Origin of the sequence: Enterobacter sp. S-33 (assembly GCF_028735835.1) — a bacterium.
GTDB lineage: Bacteria > Pseudomonadota > Gammaproteobacteria > Enterobacterales > Enterobacteriaceae > Enterobacter > Enterobacter vonholyi.
In genome coordinates this window covers 2,629,259-2,643,530 of record NZ_CP117838.1, presented here as the reverse complement: position 1 = coordinate 2,643,530, position 14,272 = coordinate 2,629,259, and the positions used below count along the sequence as shown (strand labels likewise).

General features: G+C 58.4%; 10 protein-coding genes and 1 other RNA gene. 7 read left to right on the top strand and 4 right to left on the bottom strand.

Annotated elements, in window-relative coordinates; translation table 11 throughout:
* Complete coding sequence (locus PUP35_RS12545) at positions 1-1,407, top strand: YchO/YchP family invasin (RefSeq protein WP_274239871.1); 1,407 nt, start codon at positions 1-3, stop codon at positions 1,405-1,407.
* Positions 1,408-1,410: 3 nt separating this feature from the next.
* Here PUP35_RS12545 and narL read toward each other — a convergent pair whose 3' ends face one another.
* Together narL and narX are read right to left on the bottom strand one after the other, a co-directional pair.
* A complete protein-coding gene (gene narL / locus PUP35_RS12540; protein WP_008499531.1) occupies positions 1,411-2,061 on the bottom strand; it encodes a two-component system response regulator NarL in 651 nt (216 codons plus the stop codon).
* Positions 2,054-3,850, bottom strand: a complete 1,797-nt coding sequence (gene narX, locus PUP35_RS12535) for a nitrate/nitrite two-component system sensor histidine kinase NarX (RefSeq protein ID WP_274239867.1) — start codon at positions 3,848-3,850, stop codon at positions 2,054-2,056. The genes narL and narX overlap by 8 nt, the downstream gene beginning before the upstream one ends.
* A 309-nt stretch (positions 3,851-4,159) precedes the next feature.
* Between narX and PUP35_RS12530 the strand changes: the two genes are divergently transcribed.
* The 5 genes from PUP35_RS12530 to narI all read left to right on the top strand — a co-directional run bounded on the left by PUP35_RS12530 (position 4,160) and on the right by narI (position 12,597).
* Positions 4,160-5,557 carry a NarK family nitrate/nitrite MFS transporter gene (locus PUP35_RS12530; RefSeq protein WP_274239865.1) on the top strand — a complete coding sequence of 466 codons (1,398 nt, stop codon included), beginning with the start codon at positions 4,160-4,162 and terminating at the stop codon, positions 5,555-5,557.
* A gap of 380 nt (positions 5,558-5,937) precedes the next feature.
* The gene (locus tag PUP35_RS12525; RefSeq protein ID WP_127731319.1) at positions 5,938-9,681 is read left to right on the top strand and encodes a nitrate reductase subunit alpha; all 3,744 of its coding nucleotides are present in this window, start codon (positions 5,938-5,940) and stop codon (positions 9,679-9,681) included.
* Positions 9,678-11,213, top strand: a complete 1,536-nt coding sequence (gene narH / locus PUP35_RS12520; protein ID WP_274239859.1) for a nitrate reductase subunit beta — start codon at positions 9,678-9,680, stop codon at positions 11,211-11,213. Before PUP35_RS12525 ends, narH begins: the two co-directional genes overlap by 4 nt.
* Positions 11,210-11,920, top strand: coding sequence for a nitrate reductase molybdenum cofactor assembly chaperone (narJ, locus tag PUP35_RS12515; protein ID WP_047741766.1), 711 nt, complete (start codon positions 11,210-11,212; stop codon positions 11,918-11,920). The genes narH and narJ overlap by 4 nt, the downstream gene beginning before the upstream one ends.
* A complete protein-coding gene (gene narI, locus PUP35_RS12510) occupies positions 11,920-12,597 on the top strand; it encodes a respiratory nitrate reductase subunit gamma (RefSeq protein ID WP_115875462.1) in 678 nt (225 codons plus the stop codon). Before narJ ends, narI begins: the two co-directional genes overlap by 1 nt.
* On the opposite strand, the gene PUP35_RS12505 is transcribed toward narI, so the two are convergent.
* On the bottom strand, positions 12,594-13,490 hold the full coding sequence (locus tag PUP35_RS12505; protein WP_274243271.1) for a DMT family transporter: 897 nt from the start codon (positions 13,488-13,490) through the stop codon (positions 12,594-12,596). The two genes, narI and PUP35_RS12505, sit on opposite strands and share 4 nt — an antisense overlap.
* A 107-nt stretch (positions 13,491-13,597) precedes the next feature.
* On the opposite strand from PUP35_RS12505, the gene PUP35_RS12500 reads away from it, so the two are divergent.
* Positions 13,598-14,041 (top strand): Lrp/AsnC family transcriptional regulator, encoded by a 444-nt coding sequence (locus PUP35_RS12500; protein ID WP_127731317.1) that lies wholly within the window; start codon positions 13,598-13,600, stop codon positions 14,039-14,041.
* 100 nt (positions 14,042-14,141) lie between these two features.
* Here the strand turns inward: PUP35_RS12500 and PUP35_RS12495 are convergent.
* Positions 14,142-14,272, bottom strand: a non-coding RNA gene (locus tag PUP35_RS12495) — RtT sRNA.

Genomic DNA, 14,272 nt, shown 5'->3' with positions numbered 1-14,272 from the left:
ATGGCTGTATCGTCCCGCATTCGTTTGCTGTTTTTACTCCCCCTTCTTACGGTCGGAGCCGTTCACGGTGCGCCGAATTCCTTTATCCAGCAGGCACAAAATCCCTTTGATAACGACGGGGATAACCTGCCCGACCTCGGAATGGCGGCGCCAACCGGCGAGGGGGAGAAGCATCTGGCCGAAATGGCGAAAGCCTTTGGTGAAGCCAGCATGACCGACAATGGACTGACGACCGGCGAGCAGGCGCGTCAGTTCGCGTTTGGCCAGGTGCGCGACGCGGTAAGCGGCGAAGTGAACCAGCAGATTGAGTCCTGGCTTTCGCCCTGGGGGAACGCCAGCGTGAACTTACTGGTGGATAACGACGGCAAATTTAACGGCAGCAGCGGGAACTGGTTTATCCCGTGGAACGATAATAACCGTTATCTGAGCTGGAGCCAGCTTGGCCTGACCCAGCAGACGGATGGCCTGGTGAGTAACGCTGGAATCGGCCAGCGCTGGGTCGCCGGGAAATGGCTGCTGGGTTACAACACCTTTTACGATAACCTGCTGGATGAAAACCTGCAGCGTGCAGGGCTGGGCGCGGAAGCGTGGGGGGAAAATCTGCGCCTGTCAGCCAACTATTATCAGCCCATTGCCGGCTGGCGCGATCGCTCTGATGTCCAGGAGCAGCGCATGGCGCGCGGCTATGACGTCACCGCTAAAGCCTGGCTGCCGTGGTTCCATCACCTGAACACCAGCGTCAGCTTCGAGCAATACTTTGGCGATAACGTCGATCTCTTCAACAGCGGAACTGGCTACCACAATCCGGTAGCGGTGAATCTGGGGCTTAACTACACCCCCGTCCCGCTGGTCACGTTGACTGCCGGGCACAAGCAGGGCGAAAGCGGCGAGAGCCAGAATAACCTCGGGCTGAAGCTCAACTATCGCTTTGGCGTGCCGCTGGTGAAACAGCTTTCCGCCGGTGAAGTCGCCGCCACGCGATCCCTGCGCGGAAGCCGCTACGACTCGCCGGAGCGCAATAGCCTGCCGGTGATGGAGTTCCGTCAGCGCAAAACGCTGTCCGTGTGGCTGGCAACGCCTCCGTGGGATCTGAAAGGGGGCGAGAACGTCATGCTGAAGCTCCAGGTCCGCAGCACGCACGGCATTCGTCAGATCCACTGGCAGGGGGATACGCAGGCATTGAGCCTGACGTCACCGGCGAAAAGCAACAGCACAGACGGCTGGAGCGTGATTATGCCTGCCTGGGATGACAGCGAAGGGGCGACAAACCGCTGGCACCTGTCGGCGGTGGTGGAAGATGAGAAAGGCCAGCGCGTCTCGTCCAATGAGATCGCGCTTGCTGTGGTGCAGCCGCTGGTCGCATTGCCTGACGACGATCCGCGCTGGAAGCTGCTGCCGGATGAGTAGCCCTTAAAAAATGCGTTCCTGATGCACCCACACCGCGGCTTCGACGCGGGATTTAAGCTTCATTTTCTTCAGCATATGCTTCACGTGCACTTTGACCGTACTTTCCGTGATGTCCAGGCGCCGGGCGATCATTTTGTTCGGCAGCCCCTGGGCAATGAGCTTGAGAATGTCGCGCTCGCGCGGCGTTAGCTGGCTGACGTCGCGGTCAGAGGTGGCGCGGTTGGCGCGCAGGCTGGCGGCCAGCACCGGCGTTAAGGCTTCGCTGAGAACCATCTCGCCTGCCGCAGCCTGCTGCAGCGCCTTAAGCAAGTCTTCCGGCTCCATGTCTTTGAGCAGATAACCATCCGCCCCGCGCTTCAGCGCCGTGACCACATCCTCTTCATGGTTCGAGACGCTAAAGACGACGATGCGCCCGGAAAGCGATTTTTCCCGCAGCTTGTCGAGGGTCTCCAGACCGTTCATGCCCGGCATATTCAGATCGAGCAGGATCAGATCGGGATCGAGGGATTCGGCAAGCTCAATGCCCTGTTCGCCGTTGCTGGCTTCGCCAACCACCGTGATATCGGGCGCCATGCTGACCAGCTGTTTCACGCCAGTACGCAGCATCGGATGGTCGTCGATCAACAGGATGGATGCCGGTTCCTGATTAGTCATGGGTTTCTCCTTGAGCAGTTGTAAGCGGTTTCTCGGGAATAAAGGTGACGACAACTTCCGTGCCGCCCGTCTCTCTCCGGCGAACCTGGCAATCACCGCGCAGGCTTTGGGCGCGGTCTCGCATAATAATTAAACCATAGTGGTTTGTGCGTTCGGCATTTTCCGGCACGCCGCGGCCGTTGTCGTGAACCGTAAGCTTCACCTGGTTGTTGTGCTGGCTGACGGTGACCGTTACCGCCGTCGCGCCGGAGTGCTTGAGCACGTTGCTCAGCGCTTCACGGGCGATCTGCAGTAAATGTATGGCCTGATGGGAGGGGACAAACCGCGGCGGCAGCTGGTAGTCAAGCTTCACCGGGAACCCCAGCCGGGCGCTAAATTCGTGACAGCTGGCTTCCAGCGCCGGGCGCAGGCCCGGCTCGGTCAGCTGCAGGCGGAAGGTGGTCAGCAGCTCGCGAAGCTGTACCCAGGAGGTGTTCAGCTCGTTGCGGATCTGGCTAAGCAGCTGCTTATTGCTTTCCGGCATCTCTGCATCCTGCATCTGCAGGCAGCTCACCTGCATTTTCATACAGGAGAGCGACTGGGCGATAGAGTCGTGAAGCTCGCGGGCGATGGTTGCGCGCTCCTCCATGACGATAAGCTGCTGTTGCTTTTCCTGATGCCTGTCGAGCGCCAGCGTGGCCGTTAGTTGTTCGACCAGCGTATCGACCAGCTGCTGCTGGTCGTGGCTCAGGTGACGCCCGGCTGGCAGCGTTGCCAGCAGAATACCGTACTGAGTGTGGCTGTCGGTCAGGCGCCACTTCAGGGTGGTGCCGCCGGACGTCAGCGGCGGCAGGCCACGAGGGCAAAGATGGCAGCCTTTGTCATCGCACGACATATCCGACTGGCAGGTAAATTCCTGATGGTTATCTTCGTCTTCCACGTCGTAGACGCGCAGCTCAAGGTCGTGCAGCAGGGTCAGATTTTGCAGGCCGTTCAGCACCGGAGAGAGGCGCTCGCATAGCGGCACCTGCATGTGCAGACGGCGGTTGGCTTGCCACAGGAAGGAGAGGATCTCGTTTTTCTGCTCCAGTCCCGCCGTTTTTTCCTGAACGCGCTGTTCCAGTACCGCGTAGCTCTCGGAGAGCTCTGCCGACATGGTGTTGAGCGCCTGGCCAAGCATGGCCATCTCGTTGCGCCCGCTGATGTGCGTGCGCTGGGTAAAATCGCGTGCGGTCACCGCGCGGGCCATCGCCAGCAGCTGTTTCCACGGGTTCAGCAGCCGCGCGCGGAGCCAGACGATGGTGAAGATCAGCAGCAGCCCCATAAACAGCGCCATTGCGCGGTGCACCATCACCACCCGGTCGATGCGTAATTCGGTCGTCTGGTCAAAAGCGGAGACCAGCGCATCAATACGTGAGACGAACCCCGCAACGTCCTGCGCAACGGTTTCCGTGGTGCGAGCCTGTTTCAGCCCGGGCTGCAGCTGGGTGTGCCAGTAACCCTGAAGGGCGTTAAGCTGGGACTGCTGACCGGCGCGGATGGCGGCGTTTTCCAGCTCGGGGCTGAAGACCGTGCGCTCCATTTCATCAATCAGAGGCCGATCGTCCTGCGTCAGGGGGACCGACGCCAGCAGGCGATAACTCTGCATGCGTAGCGAGCCTGCCTCGTTGATGGCATGCGCATTACCCTGTACTCCCTGTACCAGCCAGCCGGAGATCGCCATGCCGGTCACGCCGATGGCGGTGGACAGCAAAACAATCAGGGCTAGCTGATTCACGAGCGTCAGCGGAGATAAACATCTTTTTAACATAGAGGTGGCGTGCTCCTGACGTGGCCTGCTTGCAGGAATGGCGCTATTCTGGTGCATACCCTGGAGTATACCCATACCAATAAAGGATTACCCCTAAATTGCCAACGGAGTAGGGGCAAGGAGGTGGGAGTAGCCAGGAACCGTCAGTGCCGTGAAAAACCACGTCTTTTTTACCGAATTAGCCTACTCACTAAGGGTGAGACCTTATTTTGCGCCGCAAATCCTCCCACTTTTCCTTTGATTTATATCAACTTACCGCCGCCCTAAAACCCTAATGTTTGCAGCATCATTCGAGAATCAGAGGTGTCTATGAGTCACTCATCCGCTCCCGAAAGGGAAAATGGTGCCGTTATTACAGACTGGCGTCCAGAGGATCCGGCGTTCTGGCAACAGCGCGGCCATCGTGTAGCAAGCCGGAATCTTTGGATTTCCGTGCCGTGTTTGTTATTGGCGTTTTGCGTATGGATGTTGTTTAGCGCGGTGGCGGTAAACCTGCCGAAAGTGGGTTTTACGTTTACGACCGATCAGCTGTTTATGCTGACCGCGCTGCCGTCGCTGTCAGGCGCGCTGCTGCGTGTGCCTTACGCGTTTATGGTGCCGGTCTTTGGCGGCCGTCGCTGGACGGCATTCAGTACGGGCATCATGATCGTCCCCTGCGTCTGGCTCGGCTTCGCGGTGCAGGATACCTCTACGCCGTTCAGCGTATTCGTGATTATCTCCCTGCTGTGCGGTTTTGCGGGTGCGAACTTCGCCTCCAGCATGGCAAACATCAGCTTCTTCTTCCCGAAAGCGAAGCAGGGCGGCGCGCTGGGTATTAACGGCGGTCTGGGCAATATGGGCGTGAGCGTGATGCAGCTGATTGCCCCGCTGGCGATCTCTGTTTCTATTTTTGCGGCCTTTGGCGGCGGTGGCGTTGAGCAGGCGGATGGTTCTTCCCTCTATCTGCAGAACGCCGCCTGGATCTGGGTACCTTTCCTGGTGGTCTTCACCCTCGCAGCCTGGTTCTTTATGAACGACCTGTCCGCGTCGAAGGCGTCGCTGAGCGAACAGCTGCCGGTGCTGAAGCGTGGACACCTCTGGGTGATGGCGCTGCTGTATCTGGCGACCTTCGGTTCGTTTATCGGCTTCTCGGCGGGCTTCGCGATGCTGTCGAAAACGCAGTTCCCGGACGTGCAGATCCTGCAATTCGCCTTCTTCGGCCCATTTATTGGCGCCCTTGCTCGCTCGCTGGGCGGCATGGTGTCTGACCGTCTGGGCGGTACCCGCGTGACGCTGGTTAACTTCATCGTGATGGCGGTGTTCTGCACGCTGCTGTTCCTCACGCTGCCGGCCGACGGGCAGGGCGGTAACTTCATCGCCTTCTTCGGCGTGTTTATGGTGCTGTTCCTGACGGCGGGGCTGGGGAGTGCGTCCACCTTCCAGATGATCTCCGTGATCTTCCGTAAGCTGACGATGGATCGCGTGAAAGTGCAGGGCGGGAGCGAAGAGCAGGCAATGCGCGAAGCGGCGACGGATACGGCTGCGGCGCTGGGCTTTATCTCAGCCATCGGCGCGATTGGCGGCTTCTTTATCCCGAAAGCGTTCGGTATCTCTCTGGATCTGACCGGCTCTCCGGCTGGCGCCATGAAAGTTTTCCTCGTCTTCTATATCGCCTGCGTCGTGATTACGTGGCTGGTATATGGCCGTAATACCAAAAAAAATAAGTAAGTGTGATTATCCGTTTACGCGGCCTTCAGGCCGCGTTTTTTTATCCTGAGTAATAGTTACAACATACTCACGACTTTTTCGACAGACGCCTGCGGGGGCACTGCGATCGCCATCGCTATGCAGGTGGGTCTACCCCTTAATACCTGAGATGTTAAATTTCGACTGGCTTTTTGTACGATGAAATAAAATTAACCTTATTTTTCATATTGATATGGATTTTTTGGAGATACCGCTTTGGTGGTATTCGGTGTAACCCCTCGCCTGAAAGTCCCTCCTCGTCTTGATCGTTATCAATTCTCCCCCTCTTTCAGGGCGTTACCTTCGCTGCAAATCAGCAATGTCGATTTAGAGAGCCACAGGCTCCATACAGGAGATACCCGATGAGCAAATTTTTGGACCGGTTTCGCTACTTCAAACAGAAGGGTGAAACTTTTGCCGATGGGCACGGCCAGGTTCTGGATACCAACCGGGACTGGGAAGACGGTTACCGTCAGCGCTGGCAGCATGACAAAGTCGTCCGTTCGACCCACGGCGTGAACTGTACTGGCTCATGCAGCTGGAAGATTTTCGTTAAAAATGGTCTGGTGACCTGGGAAATGCAGCAGACCGACTACCCGCGCACCCGCCCGGATATGCCAAACCATGAACCGCGTGGCTGCCCGCGTGGCGCCAGCTACTCCTGGTATCTCTACAGCGCTAACCGTCTGAAATATCCGCTGATGCGCAAGCGTCTGATGAAAATGTGGCGTGAAGCGAAAGCGCAGCACAGCGATCCGGTTGATGCCTGGGCCTCCATCATTGAAGACGCGGATAAAGCGAAAAGCTTCAAGCAGGCTCGCGGCCGCGGCGGCTTTGTGCGTTCCTCATGGAAAGAAGTGAACGAGCTAATTGCCGCCTCCAACGTCTACACCGTGAAAACCTACGGTCCTGACCGCGTGGCGGGCTTCTCGCCAATCCCGGCGATGTCGATGGTCTCTTACGCTTCCGGCGCGCGCTATCTGTCACTTATCGGCGGTACCTGCCTGAGCTTCTACGACTGGTACTGCGACCTGCCGCCAGCGTCTCCGCAGACCTGGGGCGAACAGACCGACGTGCCGGAGTCCGCCGACTGGTACAACTCCAGCTACATCATCGCCTGGGGCTCAAACGTGCCTCAGACCCGTACGCCGGACGCGCACTTCTTTACTGAAGTCCGTTACAAAGGCACTAAAACCGTGGCGGTAACCCCTGACTACGCGGAAATCGCCAAGCTCTGCGATCTGTGGCTGGCACCGAAACAGGGTACCGATGCCGCGATGGCGATGGCGATGGGCCACGTCATGCTGCGCGAGTTCCATCTTGATAAGCCAAGCCAGTACTTCACCGACTACGTCCGCCGCTACACCGACATGCCAATGCTGGTCATGCTGGAAGAGCGTGACGGCTACTATGCCGCAGGGCGTACGCTGCGTGCTGCCGATCTGGTGGACGCGCTGGGTCAGGAAAATAACCCAGAGTGGAAAACCGTTGCCTATAACAGCAACGGCGAGCTGGTGGCGCCAAACGGCTCTATCGGCTTCCGCTGGGGCGAGAAGGGCAAGTGGAACCTTGAGCAACGTAACGGCACCACCGGCGAAGAGACTGAGCTGCGCCTCAGCATGCTGGGTAGCCAGGACGAGATCGCCGAGGTCGGGTTCCCGTACTTCGGCGGCGAAGGTTCCGAGCACTTCAACAAGGTTGAACTGAAAAACGTACTGATGCACAAGCTGCCGGTGAAGCGCCTGCAGCTTGCCGACGGCTCTACCGCGCTGGTCACCACCGTCTATGACCTGACCATGGCGAACTACGGTCTGGAGCGCGGCCTGGGCGATGAAAACTGCGCAACCGGCTATGACGACGTGAAGGCCTACACCCCGGCCTGGGCGGAACAGATTACCGGAGTTCCTCGCGCGCACATTACCCGTATCGCACGCGAGTTCGCAGAAAACGCGGACAAAACGCACGGCCGTTCAATGATCATCGTCGGTGCGGGTCTGAACCACTGGTATCACCTCGATATGAACTACCGTGGACTGATCAACATGCTGATCTTCTGCGGCTGCGTCGGTCAGAGCGGCGGCGGCTGGGCGCACTACGTTGGCCAGGAGAAACTGCGTCCGCAGACCGGCTGGCAGCCTCTGGCGTTTGCACTTGACTGGCAGCGTCCTGCACGCCACATGAACAGCACCTCTTACTTCTATAACCACTCCAGCCAGTGGCGCTACGAGACGGTCACCGCGCAGGAGCTGCTGTCGCCGATGGCGGATAAATCCCGCTACAGCGGCCACCTTATTGACTTCAACGTGCGCGCCGAGCGCATGGGCTGGCTGCCGTCGGCACCGCAGCTGGGCACTAACCCGCTGCGCATTGCACAAGAGGCGAAGCAGGCGGGTATGTCACCGGTGGATTACACCGTGCAATCGCTGAAGGATGGCTCAATCCGCTTCGCGGCGGAACAGCCGGAAAACGGTAAAAACCACCCGCGCAACCTGTTCATCTGGCGCTCCAACCTGCTGGGCTCGTCCGGTAAAGGCCACGAGTACATGCTGAAGTACCTGCTCGGTACTGAAAACGGTATCCAGGGGAAAGATCTCGGCAAGCAGGGCGGCGTGAAGCCGGAAGAGGTGGAGTGGAAAGACAACGGTCTCGACGGCAAGCTGGATCTAGTGGTAACCCTCGACTTCCGTCTGTCCAGCACCTGCCTGTACTCCGACATCGTGCTGCCAACCGCGACCTGGTACGAAAAAGACGACATGAATACCTCGGATATGCATCCGTTTATTCATCCGCTGTCTGCCGCCGTTGACCCGGCGTGGGAATCGAAAAGCGACTGGGAGATCTACAAAGACATCGCGAAGAAATTCTCCGAAGTCTGCGTGGGGCACCTGGGCAAAGAGACCGACGTGGTGACGCTGCCAATCCAGCACGACTCTGCCGCCGAACTGGCGCAGCCGCTGGACGTGAAGGACTGGAAAAAAGGCGAATGCGACCTGATCCCGGGGGTGACCGCACCGCACATTATTCCGGTTGAACGCGACTACCCGGCAACTTACGAGCGCTTTACCTCTATCGGCCCGCTGATGGAGAAAATCGGTAACGGCGGGAAAGGGATCGCCTGGAACACCCAGAGCGAAATGGACCTGCTGCGCAAGCTCAACTACACCAAAGCGGACGGTCCGGCGAAAGGCCAGCCAATGCTCAATACGGCAATTGATGCGGCGGAGATGATCCTGACCCTGGCCCCGGAAACCAACGGCCACGTTGCCGTGAAGGCCTGGGCGGCACTGAGCGAGTTCACCGGTCGCGACCATACGCATCTGGCGACAAATAAAGAGGAAGAGAAAATCCGCTTCCGCGATATTCAGGCCCAGCCGCGCAAGATTATCTCCAGCCCGACCTGGTCTGGTCTGGAAGATGAGCATGTGTCCTACAACGCGGGCTACACCAACGTTCACGAGCTGATCCCATGGCGCACGCTTTCCGGTCGTCAGTCGCTGTATCAGGATCACCAGTGGATGCGCGACTTCGGTGAAAGCCTGCTGGTTTACCGTCCGCCAATCGACACCCGCTCCGTGAAAGCGGTGATGGGCGCGAAATCGAACGGTAACCCTGAGAAGGCGCTGAACTTCCTGACGCCGCACCAGAAGTGGGGTATCCACTCCACCTACAGCGACAACCTGCTGATGCTGACCCTGTCGCGCGGCGGTCCGATTGTCTGGATGAGCGAAACGGACGCCAAAGACCTGGGTATTGAAGATAACGACTGGATCGAAGTGTTCAACAGCAACGGTGCCCTGACGGCGCGTGCGGTGGTGAGCCAGCGCGTACCGGCCGGGATGACCATGATGTACCACGCGCAGGAACGTATCGTTAACCTGCCGGGGTCAGAAATTACCGAGCAGCGCGGCGGGATCCACAACTCCGTGACCCGCATTACGCCTAAGCCGACCCACATGATCGGTGGTTATGCACAGCTGGCCTACGGCTTTAACTACTACGGCACCGTAGGATCGAACCGCGATGAGTTCGTGGTGGTACGTAAGATGAAGAACATTAACTGGTTAGACGGCGAAGGTAATGACCAGGTACAGGAGAGCGTAAAATGAAAATTCGTTCACAAGTCGGCATGGTGCTGAATCTGGATAAATGCATCGGCTGCCATACCTGCTCGGTCACCTGTAAAAACGTCTGGACCAGCCGCGAAGGTATGGAATACGCCTGGTTCAACAACGTGGAAAGCAAGCCGGGCACCGGCTTCCCGACCGACTGGGAAAACCAGGAGAAGTGGAAGGGCGGCTGGATCCGTAAAATCAACGGCAAGCTGCAGCCGCGCATGGGCAACCGCGCTTGGCTTCTGGGAAAAATCTTCGCCAACCCGCACCTGCCGGGCATCGACGATTACTACGAGCCGTTTGATTACGACTACCAGAACCTGCACAACGCGCCGGAAAGCAAACACCAGCCGATTGCCCGTCCTCGCTCGCTGATCACCGGTCAGCGCATGGACAAGATCACCAGCGGTCCAAACTGGGAAGAGATTCTGGGCGGCGAGTTCGAGAAACGCGCCAAAGACCAGAACTTCGAGAATATGCAGAAGGCGATGTACGGCCAGTTCGAAAACACCTTCATGATGTATCTGCCGCGCCTGTGCGAGCACTGCCTCAACCCGGCGTGCGTGGCGACCTGCCCGAGCGGCGCGATCTACAAGCGTGAAGAAGACGGTATCGTGCTGATCGACCAGGACAAGTGCCGCGGCTGGCGTATGTGCATAACCGGTTGCCCGTACAAAAAGATCTACTTCAACTGGAAGAGCGGCAAGTCAGAGAAGTGCATCTTCTGCTACCCGCGTATTGAAGCCGGGATGCCAACCGTCTGTTCCGAAAGCTGCGTAGGCCGTATTCGCTACCTCGGCGTGCTGCTGTACGACGCGGACGCGATTGAAAACGCCGCGAGCACCGAGAACGAGAAAGATCTGTATCAGCGTCAGCTGGACGTGTTCCTCGATCCGAACGATCCGAAGGTGATTGAGCAGGCCCTGAAGGACGGCATTCCGCAGAGCGTGATTGACGCCGCGCAGCAGTCTCCGGTGTACAAAATGGCGATGGACTGGAAGCTGGCCCTGCCGCTGCATCCGGAATACCGCACCCTGCCGATGGTCTGGTACGTGCCGCCGCTGTCGCCGATTCAGTCTGCGGCTGACGCGGGTGAACTGGGCAGTAACGGCATTCTTCCGGACGTGGAAAGCCTGCGTATCCCGGTGCAGTACCTGGCAAACCTGCTGACCGCCGGTGATACCCAGCCGGTACTGCTGGCGCTGAAGCGTATGCTGGCGATGCGCCACTTCAAGCGTGCCGAAACCGTTGATGGCGTAATCGATACCCGCGCGCTGGAAGAGGTCGGCCTGACCGAAGCGCAGGCGCAGGAGATGTACCGCTATCTGGCGATTGCCAACTACGAAGACCGGTTCGTGGTGCCGAGCAGCCACCGAGAGCTGGCCCGCGAAGCCTTCCCGGAAAAAAATGGCTGTGGCTTTACCTTTGGCGACGGTTGCCACGGGTCAGACAGTAAATTCAACCTGTTCAACAGCCGCCGCATCGACGCCATGGATGTGACCAGTAAAACGGAGCCGCACTCATGATTGAACTTGTCATTGTTTCGCGTCTGCTCGAGTACCCGGATGCTGCGCTTGCGCAGCATCAGCAGGAGCTTTTTGACGCGCTCGCGTCATCTGAAAACCTGGATAAAGACGATGCCCAGCGGCTTGGCGTTTTCCTCCGCGATCTGCTGGCGCGCGACCTTCTGGATGCCCAGGCGGACTACAGCCAGCTGTTTGATCGGGGGCGCGCAACCTCGTTGCTGCTGTTTGAACACGTTCACGGTGAATCCCGCGACCGCGGTCAGGCGATGGTGGACCTGATGGCCCAGTACGAACAGCACGGCCTGCAGCTCGACAGCCGCGAGCTGCCGGACCATCTGCCGCTCTATCTGGAGTATCTGGCGCAGCTGCCGAAAGAGGAGGCGCTGGGTGGTCTGCAGGACATCGCGCCGATCCTGGCGCTGCTCGGCGCGCGCCTTCAGCAGCGCGAGAGCCGCTATGCGGTGCTGTTCGATCTGCTGGTGAAGCTGGCCAACGCCTCGGTCGACAGCGAAAAAGTGGCGGAGAAAATCGCGGATGAAGCCCGGGACGATACTCCACAAGCGCTGGATGCGGTCTGGGAAGAAGAGCAGGTGAAATTCTTTGCTGACCAGAACTGCGGCGAGTCTGAAATCTCTGCCCACCAGCGTCGTTTTGCCGGCGCGGTTGCCCCGCAATATTTGAATATCTCTAACGGAGGACGGCACTAATGCACTTCCTGAATATGTTCTTCTTTGACATTTACCCGTATATCGCGGGCACCGTGTTCCTGGTGGGAAGCTGGCTGCGCTACGACTACGGCCAGTACACCTGGCGTGCGGCCTCCAGCCAGATGCTGGATCGTAAAGGGATGCATGTGGGCTCTAACCTGTTCCACATCGGTATTCTGGGCATTTTTGCCGGTCACTTCCTGGGGATGCTGACGCCGCACTGGATGTATGAAGCGTGGCTACCGATTGAGGTGAAGCAGAAGATGGCGATGATCGCCGGCGGTGCCTGCGGGGTGATGACCTTAGTCGGTGGCCTGCTGCTGCTGAAACGTCGCCTGTTCAGCCCGCGCGTGCGTGCGACCACGACCGCCGCGGATATTCTGATCCTCTCCCTGCTGATGGTGCAGTGCGCGCTGGGCCTGCTGACCATTCCGTTCTCGGCACAGCATATGGACGGCAGCGAAATGATGAAGCTGGTCGGCTGGGCGCAGTCCGTGGTGACCTTCCACGGCGGAGCGTCTGAGCACCTGGACGGCGTGGCGTTTATCTTCCGCGTTCACCTGGTGCTGGGAATGACGCTGTTTGTGCTGTTCCCGTTCTCCCGCCTGGTCCACATCTGGAGCGCGCCGGTAGAGTACCTGACGCGCAAATACCAGATTGTGCGCGCCCGTCGCTAATTCGCCGTTTTGATGCCAACCCCGCACTCGCGGGGTTTTTTTTCGCCCCAGCCCAGGTTGTTGCCTGCGGCAGCAAACAGGATCAGCGCGCCGCCCGCCAGCTGCGTCAGGTTAAGCGAGTGTCCGAACACCAGATTATCGACAACAATTGCCACCACCGGATAGATAAACGACAGGGAACCGGTAATCGGGGTAGGCAGCTTCTGAATCGCGCTATAGAGAAGCTGGTACATAATGCCGGTATGGACGGTGCCCAGCGTCAGCAGGGTAGGCCAGGGAAAATCACCGGTAAATGACGGCATGCTGGCAAACGGCAAAAGCATCACGACGCCCGTCAGCACCTGGATAAAGGCAATATGCTGCGGCGCGATTGTTTTCAGCTTGCGTGCAATGATTGCCGTCAGCGCGTAGAAGAAGGCCGCGGCCATTGCCAGGCCGATTCCGGCGAGCCATTCACCGCCATGCGCGCCGGTCAGCTCGCTGGAGAGCAGGATCACCACGCCGCCAAAGGCGAGGAACAGCCAGCCCCATTTCACCAGGCTGACGCGCTCGCCTAAAAACATCCCCATCAGGACCAGCATAAACGGCTGGGTGTTATAGACCACGGTCGAAAGACCAATCGAGATCCGTTCATAGGCCGCGAAGAGCAGCAGCCAGTTCACCACGAGCGCTACGCCGCCGAGAATAGCCAGCATCAGCGTGGTGTGGGTGAGAGGGCTAAAGGGCTTTTGACTTACCCGGATAAAAATAAAAAGCGCTATTGCCCCGATAAGGCAGCGCCAGAACACTACTTCCATTACCGGCAGACCGCTCAGCAAAACAAACGCACCGATAGAGCCGGAAATTAACATCGCCAGGCTCATTTGCCAGACGCCTGTATGTAAATCACGCATCATCCACCTCCTGATTAGTGACGTTATTGTCGAAAATCGCTGTCGGGTTTTACAGGGATGAGATAAGGTGAAATGCAGTAATGGCTTTTTAAAATTAGGTGAAAGCGATGGAATACCTTATCGATGATATCGACCGGCAAATTTTAGCCTGCCTGGTTGAGGATGCGCGCATGTCGTTGAAGGTGCTCAGCGGCCGCATCGGTCTGACGTCTCCCAGCACGGCAGAACGTCTTAAAAGGCTGGAAGAGCGCGGTGTGATTGAGGGTTATGGTGCACGGGTGAACCTGGCGGCGCTGGGGTATACGCTGCAGGCGCTGGTGCGCGTGCGGCCTTTGCCGGGGTTGTTGCATAAGGTGGATAAGTACATTCAGGCGATGCCGGAGTGTATTGAGAGCGACAAGGTGACCGGGGAGGACTGCTTTGTCATCAGGCTGGTGGTGCGGTCAATCGAACAGCTTGATGCGCTGCTGGATGGGCTGGCGGAACATGCCCAGTGTAATACGTCGATTGTGAAAAGTTCACCGGTCAGGCGTCGTTTGCCGCCGATGTAGCCATCTGTTGCCGGGTGGCGGCTGCGCCTTACCCGGCCTACAGAGGCGGATTCGGTTGAGTGTTTGGTTTTAATATGACTTGGGATGTTGCTGGAAGTGATGGTGGTAGGGGAAGGATTACTCGGCGCGTTGCGCCTCGCCCTTCGGGTCGTTGCCTGCGGCAACGCTTTCTCGCTGCGCTCGAATCGAACCTTAGTCGAAGCTTCTCATCCTTCCCCTTGCGGAAATACA

Excerpts from the sequence above, each read along its gene's own strand:
- narX (WP_274239867.1), bottom strand. The coding sequence starts at position 3,850 with ATGTTAAAAAGATGTTTATCTCCGCTGACGCTCGTGAATCAGCTAGCC.
- narH (WP_274239859.1), top strand. The coding sequence starts at position 9,678 with ATGAAAATTCGTTCACAAGTCGGCATGGTGCTGAATCTGGATAAATGC.
- PUP35_RS12530 (WP_274239865.1), top strand. The coding sequence starts at position 4,160 with ATGAGTCACTCATCCGCTCCCGAAAGGGAAAATGGTGCCGTTATTACA.
- PUP35_RS12545 (WP_274239871.1), top strand. The coding sequence starts at position 1 with ATGGCTGTATCGTCCCGCATTCGTTTGCTGTTTTTACTCCCCCTTCTT.
- PUP35_RS12525 (WP_127731319.1), top strand. The coding sequence starts at position 5,938 with ATGAGCAAATTTTTGGACCGGTTTCGCTACTTCAAACAGAAGGGTGAA.
- narI (WP_115875462.1), top strand. The coding sequence starts at position 11,920 with ATGCACTTCCTGAATATGTTCTTCTTTGACATTTACCCGTATATCGCG.
- PUP35_RS12500 (WP_127731317.1), top strand. The coding sequence starts at position 13,598 with ATGGAATACCTTATCGATGATATCGACCGGCAAATTTTAGCCTGCCTG.
- narJ (WP_047741766.1), top strand. The coding sequence starts at position 11,210 with ATGATTGAACTTGTCATTGTTTCGCGTCTGCTCGAGTACCCGGATGCT.
- PUP35_RS12505 (WP_274243271.1), bottom strand. The coding sequence starts at position 13,490 with ATGCGTGATTTACATACAGGCGTCTGGCAAATGAGCCTGGCGATGTTA.
- narL (WP_008499531.1), bottom strand. The coding sequence starts at position 2,061 with ATGACTAATCAGGAACCGGCATCCATCCTGTTGATCGACGACCATCCG.